The organism is Actinoplanes cyaneus, from assembly GCF_016862095.1.
GTDB lineage: Bacteria > Actinomycetota > Actinomycetes > Mycobacteriales > Micromonosporaceae > Actinoplanes > Actinoplanes cyaneus.
The window spans coordinates 194,906-216,202 of the sequence record NZ_BOMH01000004.1; the positions used below are offsets into that span (position 1 = coordinate 194,906).

The 21,297-nt window shown below is 70.7% G+C and carries 19 protein-coding genes; 8 read left to right on the forward strand and 11 right to left on the reverse strand.

What is annotated here, in order from left to right:
• The first annotated feature begins 109 nt into the window (after positions 1–109).
• On the forward strand, positions 110–1,213 hold the full coding sequence (locus Acy02nite_RS03525; RefSeq protein ID WP_203738306.1) for a glycerophosphodiester phosphodiesterase: 1,104 nt from the start codon (positions 110–112) through the stop codon (positions 1,211–1,213).
• A 413-nt stretch (positions 1,214–1,626) separates the two neighbouring features.
• Here the strand turns inward: Acy02nite_RS03525 and Acy02nite_RS03530 are convergent, their stop codons facing one another.
• From Acy02nite_RS03530 to Acy02nite_RS03560, 7 genes are all read right to left on the reverse strand, one after another.
• Positions 1,627–1,935, reverse strand: coding sequence for a hypothetical protein (locus Acy02nite_RS03530; RefSeq protein ID WP_203738307.1), 309 nt, complete (start codon positions 1,933–1,935; stop codon positions 1,627–1,629).
• Between the two features lie 12 nt (positions 1,936–1,947).
• On the reverse strand, positions 1,948–3,219 hold the full coding sequence (locus tag Acy02nite_RS03535; protein WP_203738308.1) for an inorganic phosphate transporter: 1,272 nt from the start codon (positions 3,217–3,219) through the stop codon (positions 1,948–1,950).
• Positions 3,220–3,505: 286 nt separating this feature from the next.
• Positions 3,506–4,936 (reverse strand): hypothetical protein, encoded by a 1,431-nt coding sequence (locus Acy02nite_RS03540; RefSeq protein ID WP_203738309.1) that lies wholly within the window; start codon positions 4,934–4,936, stop codon positions 3,506–3,508.
• 66 nt (positions 4,937–5,002) lie between these two features.
• Complete coding sequence (locus Acy02nite_RS03545; RefSeq protein ID WP_203738310.1) at positions 5,003–7,075, reverse strand: PQQ-dependent sugar dehydrogenase; 2,073 nt, start codon at positions 7,073–7,075, stop codon at positions 5,003–5,005.
• Positions 7,075–7,980, reverse strand: coding sequence for a sugar phosphate isomerase/epimerase family protein (locus Acy02nite_RS03550; protein ID WP_203738311.1), 906 nt, complete (start codon positions 7,978–7,980; stop codon positions 7,075–7,077). Before Acy02nite_RS03550 ends, Acy02nite_RS03545 begins: the two co-directional genes overlap by 1 nt.
• A gap of 149 nt (positions 7,981–8,129) precedes the next feature.
• Positions 8,130–9,425 (reverse strand): aspartate aminotransferase family protein, encoded by a 1,296-nt coding sequence (locus Acy02nite_RS03555; RefSeq protein WP_425548206.1) that lies wholly within the window; start codon positions 9,423–9,425, stop codon positions 8,130–8,132.
• 10 nt (positions 9,426–9,435) lie between these two features.
• Entirely contained in the window at positions 9,436–10,800 is a 1,365-nt protein-coding gene (locus tag Acy02nite_RS03560) for an aminotransferase-like domain-containing protein (RefSeq protein WP_203738313.1), read from the reverse strand.
• 200 nt (positions 10,801–11,000) lie between these two features.
• Between Acy02nite_RS03560 and Acy02nite_RS03565 the strand changes: the two genes are divergently transcribed.
• Genes Acy02nite_RS03565 through Acy02nite_RS03595 form a run of 7 tightly spaced genes read left to right on the forward strand, consistent with a single transcriptional unit; the run spans position 11,001 to position 17,722 of the window.
• A complete protein-coding gene (locus tag Acy02nite_RS03565) occupies positions 11,001–11,843 on the forward strand; it encodes a nitrilase-related carbon-nitrogen hydrolase (RefSeq protein WP_203738314.1) in 843 nt (280 codons plus the stop codon).
• Entirely contained in the window at positions 11,840–13,240 is a 1,401-nt protein-coding gene (gene hydA / locus Acy02nite_RS03570) for a dihydropyrimidinase (protein WP_203738315.1), read from the forward strand. Before Acy02nite_RS03565 ends, hydA begins: the two co-directional genes overlap by 4 nt.
• 11 nt (positions 13,241–13,251) lie before the next feature.
• On the forward strand, positions 13,252–14,247 hold the full coding sequence (locus Acy02nite_RS03575) for a TIGR03842 family LLM class F420-dependent oxidoreductase (protein ID WP_203738316.1): 996 nt from the start codon (positions 13,252–13,254) through the stop codon (positions 14,245–14,247).
• Positions 14,244–15,086, forward strand: a complete 843-nt coding sequence (locus tag Acy02nite_RS03580; protein WP_203738317.1) for an ABC transporter permease — start codon at positions 14,244–14,246, stop codon at positions 15,084–15,086. Before Acy02nite_RS03575 ends, Acy02nite_RS03580 begins: the two co-directional genes overlap by 4 nt.
• Positions 15,083–15,829: an ABC transporter ATP-binding protein gene (locus Acy02nite_RS03585; protein ID WP_203738318.1), complete on the forward strand. Its 747-nt coding sequence runs from the start codon at positions 15,083–15,085 to the stop codon at positions 15,827–15,829. Before Acy02nite_RS03580 ends, Acy02nite_RS03585 begins: the two co-directional genes overlap by 4 nt.
• Positions 15,826–16,581: an ABC transporter permease gene (locus tag Acy02nite_RS03590; protein ID WP_203738319.1), complete on the forward strand. Its 756-nt coding sequence runs from the start codon at positions 15,826–15,828 to the stop codon at positions 16,579–16,581. The genes Acy02nite_RS03585 and Acy02nite_RS03590 overlap by 4 nt, the downstream gene beginning before the upstream one ends.
• A gap of 13 nt (positions 16,582–16,594) precedes the next feature.
• Entirely contained in the window at positions 16,595–17,722 is a 1,128-nt protein-coding gene (locus Acy02nite_RS03595; protein ID WP_203738320.1) for an ABC transporter substrate-binding protein, read from the forward strand.
• 1 nt (position 17,723) lies between these two features.
• Here the strand turns inward: Acy02nite_RS03595 and Acy02nite_RS03600 are convergent, their stop codons facing one another.
• From Acy02nite_RS03600 to Acy02nite_RS03615, 4 genes are read right to left on the reverse strand one after another with little or no spacing between them, the layout of a single operon-like run.
• Positions 17,724–18,335 carry a hypothetical protein gene (locus Acy02nite_RS03600; RefSeq protein WP_203738321.1) on the reverse strand — a complete coding sequence of 204 codons (612 nt, stop codon included), beginning with the start codon at positions 18,333–18,335 and terminating at the stop codon, positions 17,724–17,726.
• Positions 18,336–18,390: 55 nt separating this feature from the next.
• Entirely contained in the window at positions 18,391–19,164 is a 774-nt protein-coding gene (locus Acy02nite_RS03605; protein WP_203738322.1) for a hypothetical protein, read from the reverse strand.
• Between the two features lie 48 nt (positions 19,165–19,212).
• Entirely contained in the window at positions 19,213–20,097 is an 885-nt protein-coding gene (locus Acy02nite_RS03610; protein WP_203738323.1) for an SCO6745 family protein, read from the reverse strand.
• On the reverse strand, positions 20,085–20,591 hold the full coding sequence (locus tag Acy02nite_RS03615; RefSeq protein WP_203738324.1) for a hypothetical protein: 507 nt from the start codon (positions 20,589–20,591) through the stop codon (positions 20,085–20,087). Before Acy02nite_RS03615 ends, Acy02nite_RS03610 begins: the two co-directional genes overlap by 13 nt.
• Positions 20,592–21,297 lie beyond the last annotated feature (706 nt).

Below are 21,297 nucleotides of genomic sequence, written 5' to 3' on the forward strand. Positions count from 1 at the left end.
TTCGCGGACAGGCCACGAGATCGTCTCCCTCACGACGAATGCGTCACCTGGACTGCCTCTCGGTGAATCCGGTCATCGAGGCCGGATTCAGGAGCCGTGGAGGAACACAGTGGCAGATCGCCGTCAGGTGCTGCGCTTCGGCGCGGTGGCCGCCGCCGCGCCGGCGCTGGGTGGGGCCGTCGCCTCCCCCGCCCTCGCCCACGACAAGCCGGGCAGCCACCCGGCGAGGCAGACGCTCGTCGTCGGCCACCGGGGCGCTTCCGGATACCGGCCGGAGCACACCCTGGCGTCGTACGAGCTGGCCGCCCGCATGGGTGCCGACTACATGGAGCCGGACCTGGTCAGCACGAAGGACGGCGTCCTGGTCTGCCGCCACGAGCCGGAGATCGGCGGGACCACGGATGTCGCGTCGCACCCGGAGTTCGCCGCCCGCAAGCGGACCGTCGTCCTCGACGGCGTGAGCGTCACCGGCTGGTGGACCCAGGACTTCACGCTCGCCGAGCTGAAGACGCTGCGCGCCACCGAGCGCATCCCGGGCACCCGCCAGCACAACACGCTCTTCGACGGCCTGTTCGAGGTGCCGACCTTCCAGGAGGTGCTGGACCTGCGCAAGCGCCTGGTCAAGGAGCTGGGCCGGGACATCGGCGTCTTCCCGGAGACCAAGCACCCCTCGTTCTTCCGCAGCATCGGCCTGGAGCTGGAGACCCCGCTCGTCAAGATCCTGCGCCGCAACGGCCTGGACCGCCGCGGCGCCAAGGTCTTCATCCAGTCCTTCGAGGCGAAGAACCTGAAGACCCTCGCCGACCACTACCGCGTCGAGGTTCCGCTGGTGTTCCTGACCAGCGCGTCCGGCACGCCGTTCGGCGACACCCGCACCTACGCGGACTACCTGACCCCGGCCGGCCTCGAGGAGCTGTCGGAGTACGCCGACGGCCTCGGCCCGGACAAGAGCCAGATCATCCCGCGCACCGCGGACGGCACCCTGGGCACCCCGACGAGCCTGGTCAGGGACGCGCACCGGGCCGGCCTCAAGGTCATCCCGTACACGTTCCGCGCCGAGAACACGTTCCTCCCGGCGGAGCTGCGGACCGGCACCGACCCGGCCGCGTACGGCAAGGCGATCGCCGAGCAGATCACCTTCCTGCGCACCGGGATCGACGGCCTCTTCACCGACCAGACCGACATCGGCGTCCTGGCCCGCAGCCTGGCCTGAGCCGATTCCGGGTCCTGGCCCGCAGCCTGGCCTGAGACCGATCCCGGCACGCGGCCTCCCCTGAGACCGATCCCGGCACGCGGCCTCGCCCGAGGCCCATCCCGGCCCGAGGCCCGGCGTTTCCTCATCCGGCACGCAGACGGCCCGGCGGTTCGCCGCCGGGCCGCACCTTCACCATCAAGATCATGCCGCCGTACGGCATTCCGGCGCCCCCGGCCGGCCGAGCCCCGCGCGGATCACGCGCGGCCTCCGCAGCCGGTCCCGGTCGCCACGCGCCGGACGGTCCCGGCTGGTTCTCATGGACGTTATTCGTGCCTCATAACGTCCATGAGAACCAGCCGGAGCGTCGCGACGCGGCAGCCCGAGCGGGCCACAGCGGACGCCGCGCGAGAACCGGCGTGAGCCGGACGGGCTTACTTGGGGACGATCGTCGGGTAGATGTGCTCGAAGCTGAGCTTGTTGCCGAAGCCGGACGCCACGATGAACGTCAGCCCGAGCAGCACCCCGGCCACGACGATCGCGAAGAGCAGGTAGCCGAGCGCGGTGCCGAGCGGCCGGCGGGTCCCGGCGGTGACGCCCGAGGAGTTCACCGACGCCTCCCCCGCACCCCAGGCCAGCGACCGGATGCCGAGGGCGAACAACACCGGGAGCCCGGCGCCGAGCACGAGCCCGGCGACCAGCACCCGCCACGCGCCGTCCAGCGCGAATCCGAAGTTGTGCATGATCGTCTCCGCTCAGTTCGCCGCGGCCACGGGGGCCGGCTCGGTGACCGCTGACTCCGCCAGGACGGTGTCCGCGCTGTGCCCGGCGACGGGGGCGTCCGGGCGGGCGTCCCAGTCGTCGTTGACGTTCTCCGCGGAGACCTGCTGGGTACGCGAGCGCAGCCACATCGCCACCGAGGCGGCGACCAGCAGCAGGAACACCACGACCGCGCCGGCCAGGCCGCCGATCAGGTGACCGATCCACCACATCGCGGCGCCGATCAGGCCGGCCGCGGGAAGCGTGATCAGCCAGGCCGCGACCATCCGCCCGGCGACCGCCCAGCGCACCGCCGCGCCGGGCCGGCCGAGGCCGGAGCCGAGCACCGAGCCGGTGGCGACGTGCGTGGTGGAGAGCGCGAAGCCGAGCTGGCTGGAGGCCAGGATCACCGCGGCCGCGCCGGACTGCGCGGCGGTGCCCTGCGCCGGGTTGATGTCGGTGAGGCCCTTGCCGAGGGTGCGGATGATCCGCCAGCCGCCCAGGTAGGTGCCGAGCGCGATCGCGAGGGCGCAGGCCACCTTCACCCAGAGCGGGATGTTCTTGGTGTCGCTCCAGTCGCCGCTGGCGATCAGGGCGAGCGTGATGACGCCCATCGTCTTCTGCGCGTCGTTGGTGCCGTGGGCGAGCGAGACCAGTGAGGCCGAGCCGATCTGGCCCCACTTGAAGCCCCGCTCGGTGAACCGGGCCGCGATCCCGTTGGTGACCTTGAAGATCAGCCAGGTGCCGCCCGCGGCGACGAGCGCGGCGATCAGCGGGGACAGCACGGCGGGCAGCAACACCTTGCCGACCACGCCGTCGAGCTTCGACCCGTCGCCGTTCCAGTTGACGCCGGCCCAGCCGAGGCCGGCCACTGTCGCGCCGATCAGGCCGCCGAAGAGCGCGTGGGACGAGCTGGACGGCAGACCGACCAGCCAGGTGAGCAGATTCCAGACGATGCCGCCGACCAGGCCGGCCAGGACGATCAGCAGGAGGCCGGACCCGCCGTGGGCAAGCAGTTCGGCCTTGGGTGCGCCGGACTTGTCCTGGATCTTCACGACCGCGTTGGTCACGGTGAGGGCGACCTCGACGGAGAGGAAGGCGCCGATCAGGTTGAGAACACCGGAGAGGGCCACGGCCGTTCGGGGCCGGAGCGCCTTCGTGGCGATGGAGGTGGCCATCGCGTTCGCCGTGTCGTGGAACCCGTTGGTGAAGTCGAAGGCGAGTGCCGTAACGACCACCAGCGCGAGGATCACGGATGTATCTGTCACGCGGCTGATCGTGAATGGTCAACAGGCTTCCCTGCCATAGCGCGAACGCAACATGTATAAGATTCCGCCCTCGTTAACCTGTTGTTTCCCAAAACCTCGCTTTGAGTAACTCCAACGCCACTCTCCGTACTTGTCAACCAAGGATTGGTGAACAATCCGCGGATAATAGACACTCCTCAATTCGGACAACCAGGGCATCATGTCGGGCGTGTAAACTCCCCGGCATCGCTGACGTCGTGCCGTTTTCGTCCGGTCTGAGGCATTCGGAGCCTGACGCGCGTCCGGGTCAGTCGCGGCGCAGCCGGCGGGCGATCCCGGTGGCCGCGGTCGTCGCGAACAACAGCCCGGCGCCGATCAGCAGGTACGCGATCCAGGCCGTCCAGCCCCGCGGCAGGTAGGCGGACTGCTGCCCCAGGTCCACCACCGGAAGCAGCAGGTCAGCGGCGTAGGCGACGGCGTGGAACTCGGGAGCCTTCGACGCCTCGGCCGCCCGGGGCGGCACCGCCGCGAAGACCGCCCAGCCGAGCCCGAGCAGCGCGACCAGCCAGGCGCCGGCCCGGCGCGGCCGGTAACCGTAGCCCACGGTGAGATCCTGCAACCAGCCCCACAGCCGGCCCGTCCGCGGCAACGACTCGCGGAGCCGGCGCTCGCCCGCCAGCCGCACGACGCGGGCGTCGTCGTCCCGCCCCGCTGCCCGGTAGACGGCGGCGAGGCGGGCGTAGATCTGCGGCCGGTAACCTCCCGGGTCCAGCCGCAGCCAGCGCAGGCGGTCCGTGACCCGCGCCGACCCGGCGATCATCTCGTAGCCGAAGCCGTCCAGGCTGATCTCGACCGGCCAGGACGACGGGTCGTCACGGAGCAGCCCGATGCGGGCGTACCGCAGATCGACCCGGCCCGGCACCGGCGCGCCGTACTGCATGATCGCCTCGGCGGCCGCCAGGTTGCGCAGGTCGAGGGACTCGCCGCGACGAGGCTCGGTCAGCACGGTGCCGCGCAGCGTCAGGACACTGGCGACCACCGCGTTGCTCAGCCGGATGCCGCCCGCCACCCGGGCGCCGCCGGAGAAGTCGAGCACCGCCCCCACCCGCAGACCCTGGGCCTGGATCGCCCACTCACCGGGATTGTCCAGGAAGGCGCCGTCGAACCGGACCGAGCCGGCGATCTCGGCCCCACCGAGACGGATCTCTCCGTGGCACTCGAAGCCCTTGCGGGCCAGGATCGACCGGCTCACCGTGAGATGGGTGGCGTCGAGCGCCACCGGACCGCCGCTGAGCCGCGCGCCGTCGAGCAGCAGGACACCGTCGACGCGCGCGCCGGTCAGCGTGATCGGACCGGTCGACACGGCGCCGGTGAGGTCGATGCCGCTCTCGACCACCACGCCCTGCGCCTCGACCCCTGCCAGGTCGGAGCCGCTCAGGGTCAACCGGCGCAACCGGGCGCCGTAGATCAGGATCGGCTCCCCGACCTGGGAGTCGCAGATGGTGATCGGGACGCTGACGTCGGCATAGGCCAGCCGCAGCGATCCGGTGACGACCGCCCCGGCGATCCGCAACGCCGGCAGGCAGCCGGGCTCGGCCGGCCGGGCGCCGAGCGCCAGGGCCCGTAGCACCTCGGCCCGGACGCGGCGGTCCGGCCGAGCAGCCAGATCGATCCTCTCCCCGACCGCGAACGCATCCCAGACCAGGCGTTCGGTCTCGGTCAGATCTCCCACGTCCATGTAGGACAAGATAGCCATACATGTCACTGGGAGGCATCGGTCGATGCCTCCCAGTGACGGACGGGGTCAGGCGGTCGGGGTGAGGACGACGGTGGCGGAACCCGTCTGGGGCGGCGTGCCGGTGTCCGTGTAGGACGCGACGAACACCGCCGTGAGGTTGTCGGCTCCGGCGTGCCCGGCGTCGACGAACGTGGTGATCGAGCCGGTGCAGCCCGAGGACGTCGACAGCGGGTGCCCGTGCTGATCGTGGCCGAGGATGTACGTCACGGTCACCCGCGCGCAGTCCACCGGCGCGTCATCGCCGACCGTGACCTCGTAGTTCACGGTCTGGCCGAACGCGAACGGCTGACCCGCCACCGGCGTCACGAACGTGACCTGCGGCGCGGCGGTGCCCACCGGCAGGATCACCTCGGCGGACGCGGACCGCCCGGTGCTGTCGGTGACCTTGAGAACCGGCCGGTAGTTGCCGTTCACGGTGTAGGTGTGGACCGGGTTCGGCGCGGTCGAGTCGACCCGCCCGTCGGCGTCGAAGTCCCAGGCGTACCGCAGCGGGTCCCCGTCCGGGTCCACCGTGCCCGCGCTGGAGAACTGCACGGTCAGCGGCGCCTGCCCGTTGCCGGGGTTGGCGCTGGCCCGCGGGATCGGCGTCCGGTTCCCGCGGACGTAGTCGATCCGGGCCAGCTGCGCGTCCGGGTTCTCGCTGAAGTACCCGTCGCCGTACTCGAGGACGTAGAGTGCCCCGTCCGGCCCGAACTCCAGGTCCATCGGGTTGTCGAAGACGATCTCCGGCAGCACCGGGTCGATCTGGGTGACCTGGTTGCGCCGGTCGAGGTGGAACGCCTTGACGTAGTCGCGGGTCCACTCGGCGAACAGCGGCAGCCCGTCGAACGAGGCCGGCCACTTGAACGGCGACCGGGAGCGCGCGTCGTACCGGTAGGCCGGCCCGCCCATCGGCCCGATGCCGCCCGTGCCCAGCTCGGGCCAGGCGGAGCTGACGCCGTACGAGTAGATGATCTCGGCCTTCTCCACCGGGGGCAGCCGGCGCAGGCCGGTGTTGTGCGGCGAATCGTTCACCGGCGCGGCGCAGTCGAACGGCGCGCCCGACACCCCGGTGGCGAAGTCGTAGTCGACGTAGGGCATGTCCGGCGCCACGCAGTACGGCCAGCCGTAGTTGGCCGGTCTGTCGATCGCCATCCAGCGCCCGTGCCCGGCCGGGCCGCGCGCCGGGTCGGCGGTCCGTGCGTCCGGCGAGTAATCGGCCAGGTAGACCGTGTCCGACGTCGGCGAGAGCGTGAACCGGAACGGGTTGCGCAGCCCCATCGCGTAGATCTCGGGGCGGGTCTTCGGCGTGCCCGGCCGGAACAGGTTGCCGCGCGGAACCGTGTAGCCGCCGTTGCGGCCGGCCTTGATCCGCAACAGCTTGCCGCGCAGGTCGTTGGTGTTCCCGGCGGTGCGCTGGGCGTCGAAGGCCGGGTTGCGGTTCGCCCGCTCGTCGAGCGGCGCGAATCCACTGGAGAAGAACGGGTTGGTGTCGTCGCCGGTGGACAGGAACAGGTTCCCGGACCGGTCGAAGTCGATCTTGCCGCCGACGTGGCAGCACATGCCGCGATCGGTCGCGACCTCGATGATCTTCTGCTCGGTGTTCAGCCGCAGCGTGTTGCCGCTCAGCTTGAACCGGGACAGCCGCATCACGCCCTTGAACGGCGCGAAGTCGGCAGCCGTGCCCTCCGACGGCGCGTCGCCCTCGTTCACGGCCGGCGTCGCCGGGTCGTCGACGGGCGTGTTCAGAACCGGCGAATAGTAGAGGTAGACCCAGTTGTTGTGCGGGAAGTCCGGGTCGATCGCGACGCCCTGGACACCCTCCTCGTCGTGCAGATAGACGGGGATCTTCGCGGCCAGGACGTTACGGCCGGTGGACGGCTCGTGGATGCGGACCTCGCCGGAGCGGGCGGTGTGCAGCACCCGCCGGTCGGGCAGCACGGCGAGCGCGATCGGCTCGCCCGGGAAGTCGTCGAGGGTGACCTTCTGGAAGTCGGAGGACGGCGGCAACTCGTGACCCGGATGGGCCACGGCCACGGCCGGGGTGGCCAGCACGGCGATCCCGGCAAGGCTGATCAGTCTTGCACCGAAGGACGACATCAGAATCTCAGGCCTGCTAGGTACGCGTATCCGCGCCGAGCCGTGACCAGGGCATCCGCCGGAGTCCGTGGCGGCGTGCCGGCGTCGTCACGCTCCACGATGTACTCGACCAGGCCGGCCTCGCGCGACCGTGCGAAGATCCGCCCGAAGTCGATCAAACCGTCACCGGGGTCGGCGAAACTGCCGGCCACGTTCAGATCCTTGACGTGCACCTGCTTGATCCGCCCGTGGTGCTCGGCGATCAGGTCCACCGGGTCGTGCGCCCCGCGGAACGCCCAGAACAGGTCCACCTCCAGGTGCACCAGGCGCGGGTCGGTCTCCCGGGTGAGGATGTCGAACCCGGTCAGTTTCGTGCCGTCCTGCCGGAGGAACTCGGCCTGATGGTTGTGGTATCCGAAGCTGAGCCCCGCGCGCCGGGCCAGCTCACCGGCCTTGTTCAGGTCGCGGGCGAACGCGCGGTAGACGGCCGCGTCCCGGACCGGCCCGGTGGCGCCCTGCCCGAAGAACGGGTGGACGATGAACCTGTTGCCGACGATCGCGGCGTCCTCCAGCGTCCGCTGCCAGGTGGCGGCGGCGAACGGCTGCGGGATGCCGGCGTGGCCGGAGGTGGCGCGCAGGCCGGCCGCGTCCAGGGCGGCGCGGAACTGCGCGGCGGTGCGGCCGACGAATCCGGCGTGCTCGACCCGGGTGTAACCGATCGCGGCGAGCTCGGCGAGGCTCGCCTCCAGGTTGACGGCGAGCTGGTCGCGCAGCGTGTAGAGCTGCACGCTGATCTGGTCCCTCGGAACCCGGTGCAGCGTGCCGCCCCCGTGCGCGGTGGCCGCGGACGGAACGGTGATGGTCGTGGCGGCGCCCGCAGCGGCGGCAGCGCCGAGAAGTTGGCGGCGGCTGAGTGACGGCTTCATTGCGGCCCCCTCAATCGATACATCGAGATGGATGCCTGAGCGACGTTACCCAGAGGTTTCGTCCGCCGTGAAGCCAAGTTTCTTCAGAACGAGCGAAAGTTCGCGAGCCGACGACAAAACTGAAGCGCCCACCGCGGCCGGCGGCGGGGTCAGGCGATGCGGGACTCGGCGTCGGCGGTCGCTATCGCGTCGGTCAGGATGGCGAGGCCTTCGCGGGCCTCGGGCTCGGTCAGGGTCAGGGGTGGCCCCATGCGCAGCACGTTGCCGTAGAGGCCGCCCTTGCCGACCAGCAGACCGTTGCGCCGGCACAGGTCGAAGACGCGGGTCGTCACCGCCGGGTCGGGCTCGGTGGTGCCGGAGCGGACGAACTCGAGCCCGATCATCAGGCCGCGGCCACGGACGTCGGCCAGGATGCCGTACGGCAGATTGCGCAGTCCTTCGATCAGCAGCGCTCCGACGCGGCGGGCGTTCTCCTGCAGGTCGTGCGAGAGGACGTAGTCCAGCACCGCGTTCCCGGCCGCCGCGCTGACCGGGTTGCCCCCGAACGTGGAGAAGCTGGTGGCCGGCACCGCGTTCATGATCTCGGCCCGGCCGACCACGCCACCGAGCGCGAACCCGTTGCCGATGCCCTTCGCGAACGTGATCAGATCCGGGACGACGCCGTGCGCCTGATGGCCCCAGAAGTGGTCGCCGGTCCGGCCCCAGCCGGTCTGCACCTCGTCGGCGATGAGCAGGATGCCGTGTTCGGCGAGGACTTTCCGGTACGCCCCGAGCAGCCCGTCGGGCCCGGAAACGAACCCGCCGACGCCCTGGATCGGCTCCGCGATCAGCCCGGCCACGTCACCGGCGGTGACCGTCGCGAGCACCTCCCGCAGGTCGTCGACGGCCGCGTCGAGCAGATCGCCGTCGGACATCCCGGCCATGCGCCCGCGCAGCCGGTCGGGCGCGGCGAGCCAGTGCACGACGAGCGGGCTGAGCGAGCTCGACGACCAGCTGCGGTGCCCGGTGACGGCCATCGTCGCGAAGGTGCGCCCGTGGTAACCGCTCTTGATCGCGAGGATCTGGTTCGAGCGGCGCGCGTTCGTGGCGAAGAGCAGCGCGGACTCGTTGGCCTCGGACCCGGAGTTGGTGAAGAAGACGCGCGCGTCGGGGATGCCGGAGACCCGGGCGATCTTCTCGGCCAGCTCGACCTGCCGGCGGATCAGGTAGAGCGTGGACGTGTGCGCGACGCCGGTGGCGACCTGCGCCCGGACCGCGTCGCTGATCTCGGCGATGTCGTAACCGATCATGGTGGTCAGCACGCCGCCGAAGAAGTCCAGGTAGGAGCGGCCGTTCGCGTCGGTGACCCGGCGGCCGGAGCCGGAGACGATCTCCAGCGCGTCGTCGCCGTAGTACACCGGCATCCAGGCCGGCATGACAGCTCGATGACGGTCCAGCAGGGACATCGCACTCACCTCACATCAGTCCGCGGGGGTGGCCGCGGCCCCGGGGCCCGCTGCCCCGGCCGAGTTGGACGGCGGCCGACGCCAGGGCACCGGCCAGGTCGTCGTGGCCGCCGGCGACCAGCCCCGCGGTGATCCGCAGGTGGTCGGTGCCGAGCGGGGTGACCAGGAACGGCGCTCCGGGCGCGGCCCCGATGCCGTGCGCGGCCAGCGTCACCATCGCGTTCTGCTGATCGGGAACGGACATCCACAGGTTGATGCCGTCGGCCGCGGAGGCCGTCACGCCGCGCTCGGCGAGCGCGGCGAGCAGCGTGATCCGTCGCTCGGCGTAGGCGTTGCGGGCCGCCGCGATCCGGTCCGCGACCTCCGGCGAGGTCAGCAGGTCCAGCAGGACGCCCTGGAGGAGCCGGCTGGTCCAGCCCGGCCCGATCAGCCGCCGTTCGATCACCTGCTCGACCACGGTGGCCGGGCCGCCGATCGCGGCGAGCCGCAGATCCGGCCCGTGCGACTTGGAGAAGCCGGCCACGTGCACGACCCGGCGGGGCAGGTAGGAGCCCAGGCTGATCGGCGGCGCGCTCGCGATGTCCCCGGCGTGGTCGTCCTCGACGACCAGCACGTGCGGGGCGTCCCGCAGGATCCGGGCGATCGCCGCGGCCCGTTTCGTGGTCATGCTGACACCGGTCGGGTTCTGCGCCCGGGGCTGCAGGAACAGCGCCGCGGGCCGCCGCTCGGCCACCAGCCGGCGCAGCACCACGGGGTCCATCCCGGACTCGTCGAGCGGGACCCCGTGCACCGTCGCGCCGGCGGCCTGGAGCAGGTCGAGCAGGGGCGGGAAGGTGGGATTCTCGACGAGCACGTGGTCGCCGTACCGCAGGGTCGCGGCGACGATCCGGTCCAGCGCGTCGAGGGCGCCGTCGACCACCGTCAGCCTCTCCGGCGGGAACGGCCACCGTTCGCGCAGCACCTCCTCCAGCCCGGGCAGGACCGGTTCGTCGAGGTAGCTGCCGGCCCAGCGACCGTCGCCGGCCCGGCGCAACGCGTCACTCAGGTCGGGCAGCAGCGCCGGGTCGGGCACTCCGGTGGACAGGTCGAGCGCGAGGGTGACGGGCGGCCGGCCGAGCCGGGTGAACCGCGGCGGGGACGGGCCGGCGACGTACGTGCCGGATCTGCCCCTGGTCTGGATCGCCCCGGCGAGGGTGAGGTTGCGCCAGGCCTCACTGACCGTCGTCGGGCTCACCCGCAGTGACCCGGCCACGGCGCGCACGGTGGGCAGCCGCTCGCCCGCCGGCAATCGGCCGGCGGTGATCAAACGGCTCACGGCCGCGGCGATTCCCCGGGCGCTGCGGTCCTCGACCGCCCCCGTGATCAGCGGAAGCAAATTACCTCTCCGAAACAATCGGTTACGTATCAGCAATTGTTCGCTCGAATGTGTGTCGTTAAGGTCCTACGGCATCAGGCGCTACGAAGCAAGGTCTAGCGCTGCGGTTACTGCGGGGAGTAGACACACGATCACAGGCGCCGTCCTGGCGCACTGCGCGTGCTGGCCATCCGAGAAAGATCGAATGAGAGGGGCCGCAAATGACGACCGGAGTCGTCCGCGCCGCCCTCGTCCAAACGAATTGGACGGGCGACAAGGAATCGATGATCAAGGCGCACGAGGATTACGCCCGTGACGCCGCCGCCCAGGGCGCAAAAGTGATCTGCTTCCAGGAGCTGTTCTACGGGCCGTATTTCTGCCAGGTGCAGGACGCCCAGTTCTACGAGTACGCCGAGTCGATCCCCGGCCCGACGACCGAGCGTTTCCAGGCACTCGCCGCCGAGCTCGGCATGGTGATGGTCCTGCCGATGTACGAGCAGGAGCAGGAGGGCGTGCTCTACAACACCGCCGCGGTGGTGGACGCCGACGGCAGGTACCTCGGCAAGTACCGGAAGAACCACATCCCGCAGGTCAAGGGCTTCTGGGAGAAGTTCTACTTCCGTCCCGGCAACCTCGGCTACCCGGTGTTCGACACCGCGGTCGGCCGGGTCGGGGTCTACATCTGCTACGACCGGCACTTCCCGGAGGGCTGGCGGGCGCTGGGCCTGAACGGGGCGCAGATCGTCTTCAACCCGTCGGCCACCAGCCGCGGCCTGTCGTCGTACCTCTGGCAGCTGGAGCAGCCGGCGAGCGCGGTCGCGAACGAGTACTTCATCGGCGCGATCAACCGGGTCGGGGTCGAGGAGCTGGGCGACAACGACTTCTACGGGCAGACGTACTTCGTGGACCCGGAGGGCAAGTTCGTCGGCGACGTCGCGGACACCCACCACCCCGAGCTGATCGTGCGTGACCTGGACCTGAGCCTGCTCAAGACGGTGCGCGACCGCTGGCAGTTCTACCGCGACCGCCGGCCGGACTCCTACGACCGCCTGGTCCAGCCATGAGCACCCTGATCAAGGGCGGGACGGTCGTCTCGCCGACCGGTGCCGCGCCCGCGGATGTGCTGATCGACGGCGAGAGGATCGTGGCGCTCTTCGCGCCCGGCAGCGCGCCGGAGGGTCCCGAGGTGATCGACGCGACCGGGAAGTACGTGATCCCGGGCGCGATCGACGCGCACACCCACATGCAGATGCCGTTCGGCGGCACCGAGGCCAGCGACACGTTCGACACCGGCACGAAGGCCGCGGCGATCGGCGGCACCACGACGATCATCGACTTCGCCATCCAGCGGTACGGCGAGGTGGTGCAGGACGGGCTGGCCGCGTGGCACGGCAAGACGGCCGATCAGTGCCACATCGACTACGGCTTCCACATGATCGTCGGCGGGGTCGACGACGAGTCGCTCAAGGCCATGGACCAGCTCGTGGCGAGCGAGGGGATCACCAGCTTCAAGCTGTTCATGGCGTACCCGGGCGTCTTCTACTCCGACGACGGGCAGATCCTGCGCGCGATGCAGAAGGCCCGCGACAACGGCGCCATGATCATGATGCATGCCGAGAACGGGCCGGCCATCGACGTACTGGTGAAGCAGGCTCTCGAGCGTGGGGAGACGGATCCCGTCTTCCACGGGCTGACCCGCCCGCAGGAGTTGGAGGCGGAGGCCACCAGCCGGGCCATCTGGCTGGCCAGTGTCGCCGCGGACTGTCCGCTCTACATCGTGCACCTGAGCGCGTCGAAGGCCCTGGAACAGGTCCGTAACGCCCGCGACCTGGGCCGCAACGTGTTCGCCGAGACCTGCCCGCAGTACCTCTACCTGACCCTGGAGGACCAGCTCGGCGCGCCCGGCTTCGACGGCGCCAAGTGGGTCTGCTCGACCCCGCTGCGCAGCGGCAAGGAGAGTCACCGCGCCGACCTGTGGCAGGGCCTGCGCACCAACGATCTGTCGGTGGTGTCGACCGACCACTGCCCGTTCTGCATGAAGGACCAGAAGGAGATGGGGATCGGCGACTTCTCCAAGATCCCGAACGGCATCGGCAGCGTCGAGCACCGCGTCGACCTGCTCTATCAGGGCGTGGTCGAGGGCAAGCTGTCCCTGGCCCGCTGGGTGGAGACGATCGCGACCACGCCGGCCCGGATGTTCGGCATGTACCCGCGCAAGGGCATCATCGCGCCCGGCTCGGACGCCGACATCGTGCTCTACGACCCGGACGGGCGCACCCGGATCAGCGTCGAGACGCACCACATGAACATGGACTACTCCGCGTGGGAGGGCTGGGAGATCGACGGCAAGGTCGACACCGTCATCTCCCGCGGCGAGGTGATCTCGCGCAACGGCGAGTACACCGGCCGTCCGGGGCGCGGGAAGTACGTGCCGCGCGGGCTCTCGGACTACCTGGTCTGAGGCGGGCGCACATGGACATCGGAGTGGTTCTGCAGAACGACCCACCGGCCCTCGCGCTGGTGGACTGGGCGAAGAAGGCGGAGGCCGCCGGCTTCAGTCACTTCTGGACGTTCGACTCGCACGTGCTCTGGCAGGAGCCGTACGTCGTCTACTCGGCGATCCTCGGCGCCACCGAGCGGATCGTCGTCGGGCCGATGGTGACGAACCCGGGCACCCGGGACTGGACCGTCACGGCGTCGACCTTCGCGACCCTCAACGAGATGTACGGCAACCGGACCGTGTGCGGCATCGGCCGGGGTGACTCCGCGTTGCGCGTTCTGGGGCTCACCCCGCAGACCCTGGGTCAGCTGCGCGAGAGCGTGCTGGCGATCAAGGGGCTCGGCAACGGCGAGAAGGTGACCGTTCGCGGTCAGGAGATCCAGCTCGCCTGGGCCGCCCAGAGCCGCCTGGAGGTGTGGGTCGCGGCGTACGGGCCGAAGGCGCTCGCCGTCACCGGTGAGGTGGGCGACGGATACATCCTTCAGCTCGCCGACCCGGACATCGCGGAGTGGATGATCAAGGCGGTCCGGAAAGCCGCGGTTCTGTCCAAACGGGACCCGGATGCCATCAAGTTCTGCGTGGCCGCCCCCGCCTACGTCGGCGACGACCTCGCTCACCAGCGCGAACAGACCCGCTGGTTCGGCGGCATGGTCGGCAATCACGTCGCCGACATCGTCGCGCGGTATGGCTCGTCAGGGGCGGTCCCGCAGGCGCTGACCGACTACATCAAGGCACGGCAGAGCTACGACTACGCCGAGCACGGGCGGGCCGGCAACAGCCACACCACGTTCGTGCCGGACGAGATCGTCGACCGGTTCTGCGTCCTCGGCCCGGCCTCACAGCACCTCAAGCGCCTGGAGGAACTGAAGTCGCTCGGCGTCGACCAGTTCGCGGTGTATCTGCAGCACGACGACAAGGAGAACACCCTCGCCACGTACGGCGAGAAGATCATCCCGGCGTTCGCATGAGGCGCGCGCTCGCGATCCTGGCCGGCCTGATCGTGGCGGTCGCGCTGTGGGAGGGCTACAAGGCGGTCGGCAGTCCCGACGGGACGGTGCTGTTCGGGGTACGGATCCTGCCGCGCGCCGACGACCTGTCCATGCCGCACCTGTGGACCGTCGCGCAACGTCTCGGCCGTCCGGAGCTGGCCGGCGGTGACCCGGTGTGGCTGGTGGTGCTGCGCGCCTGCCTGTTCACGCTCGGCATCACCGCCGCCGGGTTCGTGGCGGGCGCCGTGGTCGGGCTGCTCCTGGCCATGGCCATGCAACGGTTCCGGATCGTCGAGCGCGGGCTGCTGCCGTACGTGATCCTGTCCCAGACCGTGCCGCTGGTGGCGCTCGCGCCGCTGGTGGCCGGCTGGGGCGGCAGCATCATGCCGGCCTGGGCGACAGTGGCCGTGATCGCGGCGTACCTGGCGTTCTTCCCGATCGCGGTCGGCATGCTGCGCGGTCTGCAGTCGCCGTCCGCGAGCGGCGCGGAGCTGATGCGCAGCTACGCCGCCGGTTGGTGGCGCACGCTGGTCAAACTCCGGTTCCCGGCGGCGCTGCCGTACCTGTTCCCGGCGCTGCGCCTGGCCGGGGCGGCCGCCGTCGTCGGGGCGGTGGTCGGCGAGATCTCCACCGGCACCCGTGGCGGGATCGGCCGGCTGATCATCGAGTACTCCCGGGAGGCCACCTCGGATCCCGCCAAGGTCTACACGGCCATGCTCGGAGCGGCGCTGCTCGGCCTGCTCGTGGCGGGCGCCGTCAGTCTGCTGGAGGTGCCGCTGATGCGCCACCGCCGCCACGTGGAGGTGGTGACGCTATGAGCGCGGTCGACATCTCGGGAGTGTCGAAGGTCTTCAACACGGGGACTCAGGCGCTGTCCGATGTGGATCTCACCGTCGGCGACGGGGAGTTCGTGTCGCTGATCGGGCCGTCCGGCTGCGGCAAGAGCACCCTGCTCCGGCTGATCGCCGACCTGATCGAGCCGTCCACCGGCACCGTGACGGTCGCCGGGAAACCCGCCGGGCAGGCACGACGCGAGCAGGCGTACGGCCTCGCCTTCCAGCAGGCCGGCCTCTTCGAGTGGCGCACCGTCCGCAAGAACGTCGAACTCCCCCTCGAACTGCGCGGCATCGGAAAAGCCGAGCGCAAGGCCCGCGCCGAGGAGATGCTGACGCTGGTCGGGCTCGCCGACTTCGCCGGCCACTACCCCGGTCAGCTCTCCGGTGGCATGCAGCAGCGCGTCGCGATCGCCCGCGCCCTGGCCGTCCAGCCGCCGCTGCTGCTGATGGACGAGCCGTTCGGGGCGCTCGACGAGATGACCCGGGAACGCCTGCAGTCCGAGCTGTTGTCGATCTGCGCCAAGACGGGAACCAGCACAGTCTTCGTCACACATTCGATCTCCGAGGCGGTGTTCCTTTCCGACCGGGTCGTGGTGATGTCCGCCCGCCCCGGCCGGATCACCGCCTCGATCGAGGTCGAGCTGCCGTCCCGCGACGACGCCGGCCGGCAGTCCCCGGCGTTCTTCGACAAGATCACCGAGGTGCGGAAGGCGCTGCGCGGATGAGGCGCCTGCTGCCGCCGCTGATCACCGGCATCCTCGCGCTGATCCTCTGGGAGCTGTTCGTGAAGCTCGGGCGGGTGGCGCCGTTCATCCTCCCGGCTCCCTCGGCGATCGGGGCGCAGCTCGCCGAGCAGCGCGGCAACGTCTGGGACGCGGCCCTGGCCAGCGGCGCCAACGCGCTGATCGGCCTGATCGCCGGGACCGTCGCCGCAATCCTGGCGGCGCTCGCGGCCAGCCGGTTCACCGCCCTCGGCGAGGTCTCGGTGCCGTTTGCGGCGCTGGTCAACGCGCTGCCGATCATCGCGCTCGCCCCGGTCCTCAACAACATGTTCGAGTCGACCAGCAGCATCCCGCGCCGGCTCGTCACGGCGATCGTGGTGTTCTTCCCGGTCTTCCTGAACACGCTGCGCGGCCTGCGCGAGATCGACCCCACCCATCAAGAGCTGATGCGGACGTACGCCGCGAGCGGCTGGACCTTCGCGGTCAAGGTGCGGCTGCCGGGCGCGTTGTCCCACCTGTTCACCGGGTTGCGGCAGGCGTCGTCCCTCGCCGTGATCGCGGCCGTCGTGGCCGAGTACTTCGGCGGGCTCCAGGACGGGCTCGGGTCACGGATCACCTCGGCGGCCGCTTTCACGGCGTACCCCCGGGCCTGGGCCTTCGTTGTCGGGGCCTGCCTTCTGGGTTTGACCTTCTACCTGGTCACGCTCCTGCTGGAGCGACTGACCATGCCCTGGAAACGAAGTTTGATCAGCTAGTCAGGAGTCCGCATTGAAGATCTCCCGCATAGCCGTCGCCTCCCTTCTCGCCCTCGCCGCCTGCGGCACCGCCGACACCCCCAGCACCCCGGCCCCCGGCGCGAACGGCGCCCTGACCCCGATCAAGCTGCAGTTGCAGTGGTTCTACCAGGCCCAGTTCGCCGGTTACATCGCCGCCGCCGACCAGGGCTTCTACAAAGAGCAGGGCCTCGACGTGCAGCTGCTCGAGGGTGGCGTCGACATCGTGCCGCAGACCGTGCTCGCGCAGGGCAAGGCCGACTACGCGGTGGCCTGGGTGCCGAAAGCCCTGGCCTCCCGCGAGCAGGGCGCCGGGATCACCGACGTCGGGCAGATCTTCGCGCGCTCCGGCACGTACCAGGTCGCCTGGAAGGACAGCGGGATCAGGACCGCGGCCGACCTCAAGGGCAAGAAGGTGGGCAACTGGGGCTTCGGCAACGAGTTCGAGCTGTTCGCCGGCATGACCAAGGCCGGCATCGACCCCGGCAAGGACGTGACGCTGGTCCAGCAGCAGTTCGACATGCAGGCGCTGCTGAAGAAGGAGATCGACGCCGCCCAGGCGATGAGCTACAACGAGTACGCGCAGCTCCTGGAGGCGAAGAACCCGGCGACCGGCAAGCTCTACACCGCCGACGACTTCTCGATCCTCGACTGGAAGACCGAGGGATCGTCGATGCTGCAGGACGCGGTGTGGGCGAACACCGAAAAGCTCAGCGACCCGGCGTACCAGCAGCAGACCGTGAAGTTCCTGACCGCCACGATCAAGGGCTGGGCGTTCTGCCGCGACAACGCCGAGAAATGCCGTGACCTGGTCGTCGCCAAGGGCTCCAAGCTCGGCAAGAGCCACCAGCTGTGGCAGATGAACGAGGTCAACAAGCTGGTGTGGCCGGCGCCCGGCGGGGTCGGTGTGGTCGACGAGACGGCCTGGAAGCAGACCGTCGACATCTCGCTGACCACCAAGAACCAGACCGGAGACACCGTGCTGAAGAAGGCGCCCGAAGGCCTCGCCTACACCAACGACTACATCAAGCAGGCGATCGACAAGGCCAAGGCCGACGGCGTCGACGTGAACGGCACGAGCTTCCAGCCGGCCACGGTCACCCTCACCGAGGGCGGCGCCTGAGTCAGACCAGCTCCATCACGTACGACTCGCCCTCGCGCCGGAAGCCGAGACGGTCGTAGTACGGCGCCCGCATCCCGGGCGGCGTGATCACGGTGTGGCACCCGCGGTCGGCGAAGTACCGGCTCTGCCGGTAGACGAACTCCCCCGGCGTGAAGTCCCGATAGCGCTGGGTGACGTAGTCGAGCTCGACCCGGGCCACCCCGTCGCCGTCCCCGCGGAACACCACGACACCGACCACCTCGTCCCCGTTGACCACGAGGAACGCGGCAGCGCCCGGCGCGATCCCGGTGAACCCGGGGTTGAAGCGCACGATGTCGTCGTGGTGCAGCCGCAGCGTGTGCCCCAGGAACTCGTCGTCGGGGCGCACCTCGACCACCTGGTACGCCTTGTCGTCGTGCCGGGTCACCAGCATCCGCCACAGATACCAGACGTTGATGATCGTGAGCACCACGTTCAGCCCGACCATCGGCCAGACCCCGAGCGCCGCGTTGAAGCCGATCAGCACCAAGCAGCCGGCCAGGTTCAACGCCCGCAGGCGCAACAGCCTGGCCTGCAGGAGCGACCACACGAGCAGAGCCGAGCCGGCCCACCCCACCACGTCGAGCAATGTCACCCGCTGAGCCTAGGTCCCCTGTTTCCGACGTGTTACAGCAGGTCCAGGGCACGGCCTAGATCGGGATCAGCCGCGCGGCCAGCGCCACCGTCGCGAGGTCCCCGTTGCGCAGTTTCTCCGCGGCGTGCGCCTCACCCAGGCCTTCCAGCCGGACCGCTGACGCGTCGATCAACGCCTCCTCGCCGTCGAGCAGGCGCTTGGCGATGCGCGCCTGGGCCGGGCTCAGCTCCGCATACGCACAGCGATCGAGGGCGGCCACCGTCTCGGCGTCGAGCCGCCCGGCCAGCGCACGCTCGGTCACGACCTTGAGGAGCCAGCTGGGCCACCACGCATACTTCCCGATCACCTGGCCGGAGTGCAGCGCCGTCACCGGCTCCTGACCCGCCGCGAGCAGTTTCACCGCGAGGTTGCTGTCGAAGCGCTCCAGCCGCAGCGCGCCGACGAAGCACCGCAGGATCGCCTGGGTCTTCACGAACTCCTCGGCCTCGTGCGCCGCGTCGCCGGTCTTGCCCTCCAGCAGGTGGATCAGGGCATGCACCTCACGCAGCTCGAACCCCTCACCGGACCGCTCCTCGAGCCGGGCCACCGTCGCGATCATCCGCTCGACGGCCTTGCGGGCCCGCTCCGCCAGCTCCTCGCTGGCCGGCTTGCTCAGGTGGCGGACCATCACCTCCAGGGCGATCTCCGCCTCCCGGCGCAGCAGCGGCGAGGAGATCTTGGGGACGATCTCGTCGCCCAGATGCTCGGTGAGGATGGCGAGATCGAACTTCTCCGAGGCCTGCTGGAACTGGTCCCACCACGATGCCGGGTGCCGCTGCTGTCGAATCACGCTACCAAGCGTGACCTGCCAGCTACGTTACGACAAGTGATTCGAGCATCACCCTGCGTGCTGGCGCTCACTCGCGGCCTCGGTCAGGGCGGCCGGGTTCATCATGCCGGCCTTCACGACGGTGCGACTCAGCGGCCGGGTCAGCTCGGCCAGCCGCAGACAGCCCCGCTCACCGAGAGCCCGGTACGCCGGCTCGGCCAGCCTGTCGGTCGCCGCCTCCAGCGACTCGCGGACCCGCCGGCCCTCCTCGGAGAGCTCGTCCCCGGCCATCAGGCCCCGCGACCGCAGCCCCTCGGCCGCCGCTGCCCACTCGGCATCGCTCCAGCCTCGCGTGATCTTCAGGAACCGCCCGTCGATCGCACCGGTCGCGACGTGCAGGACGATCGACTCCAGCCCACTGATCCCGGCCTCCAGCAGGGCCGCGATGTGCCCGTCGCCCCGGAACTCGCGCAGCAGCGTCTGCGCGTGGAAGAGTCGCAGGTGCGGCTCGTCCGGCCAGGGCAGCTCCGTGTGCGCGGCGAAGAGCGGCCGCCCGTGCGGCATCGCCGCCGCGTCCAGCGCCGCGGTGCGGGCCAGCTCGGCCGCCTCGGCGACCTCCCGGGACGTCACGACCCCGGCACCCAGCGCGCGGGTCAGCGCCTCGCCGGCGATCTCCAGCCGGGCCGCGATCATCTGCTCGGGGGTGACGACCCGCCAGGCCGCGGGCAGCGCCCGGGCGACCATCGCCGGGTTGAAGTTGTAGAACGTGGCGGCCACCAGCGCCGGACCGGCCTCGCCGAACGCCGCGCCGCGCGCCGCGAAGTAGCCCGCCATCGGGTCGAGCCCGAGCCGCGCGTAGACCTCCGACGCCTCCGGCACCAGGTAGACCAGGGCGTGCAGCGGCTCGGTGACCCGCCAGGCCAGGCGGGACGGGCTCTCGGTCACGGTTCCCACGGCAGCTCCTCGACCTCGGCGACGACGGGCGGGGCGCCGGAGTGCTCCGGGGCGGGCCGCTCCGACACGGTATGCCACCTGCCCGCACGCCGCGCCGCCTCCCTGGTCACCATGTGCACCGGCAGCGGCGGTGGCGGGAACGGCCCCGCGCCCCACCGGACCCAGATCGCGACCCGCCCCGCGGCCGCCTCGGCGAGCAGCTTGTCGACAGTGCGCTGACGATCCGACCGGTCCACCTCGATCGCGACGGGAGCGGCGCCGGCCGGACGGGCACACGCGACGTCGAGCACCGAGCTGCCCCGCAGCGGCGCCGGCAACGGGAAGACGCTGGGCGCCCGCCGGTAGACCCGCCAGCCCTGCGAGCCGGCCCACTCCTCGATCGCGTCGACGATCCGCCCGGTCGCCTCGGCCTCGGTCAGGTCCGCGAACGCGACCCCCGCCAGCCACGCCGCCAGGGATCCCGCCGTGCTCGTGCCGTCGTCCGCGGTGTCCATCGCAGGTACCTTATCGGCCCACGATCACGATCGAGTTCTTCCTGTCCCACGTCCGCCGTGGTCGAGGTCCGCTGCTCCCGCGGGGACCCTTGCGGGCTTCGCAGGGCCGTGGCCGGCCCAGAACGCGAAACCCTCCAGGGCGATCTCCCCGGCGGGGCACGGTCAGGGCAGAAACCCCACCGGCGGGTCCCGTGGGTGATCGCGCCGACCCCGCTCACCGACGGATAGGCCGCCGGACACATCATCAGCCGCGATCCCGGTCGGAGCAGAGAACCCGTCGACGCCCGCGTCTGCGGGTGATCCGGCCGGAGCAGAGAACCCGTCGACGCGTGCGTCTGCCGCCGAGTTGCGCCGCCGGAGTCCGCGACCGGGCTGGTGGTCCCGGCCGCAGCGCGCCCGGGGGTCCCGGCTGGTTCTCATGGGCGTTATTCGTCCCGAATAACGCCCATGAGAACCAGCCGGAAGCGTGAGTCGCGCTGCCTCCGCCACCCACCGCCCAGCTCGCGGGCTCCGGCCGGCGGGACTCGCCCGGCCGGCGGGCACCCGTGCACGGCGGGCACTCATGGACGGCCGGCATCCGTGGACGGCGGGCACCCGTGGACAGCGGGCATCCGTGGACAGCGGGCGCCCGTGGACGGCGGACGCCCGTGGACGGGTCTGGTGCTCTGAGCGTGCGCCGCGACGGAGGCCGCCCTTGCGGGCTGAG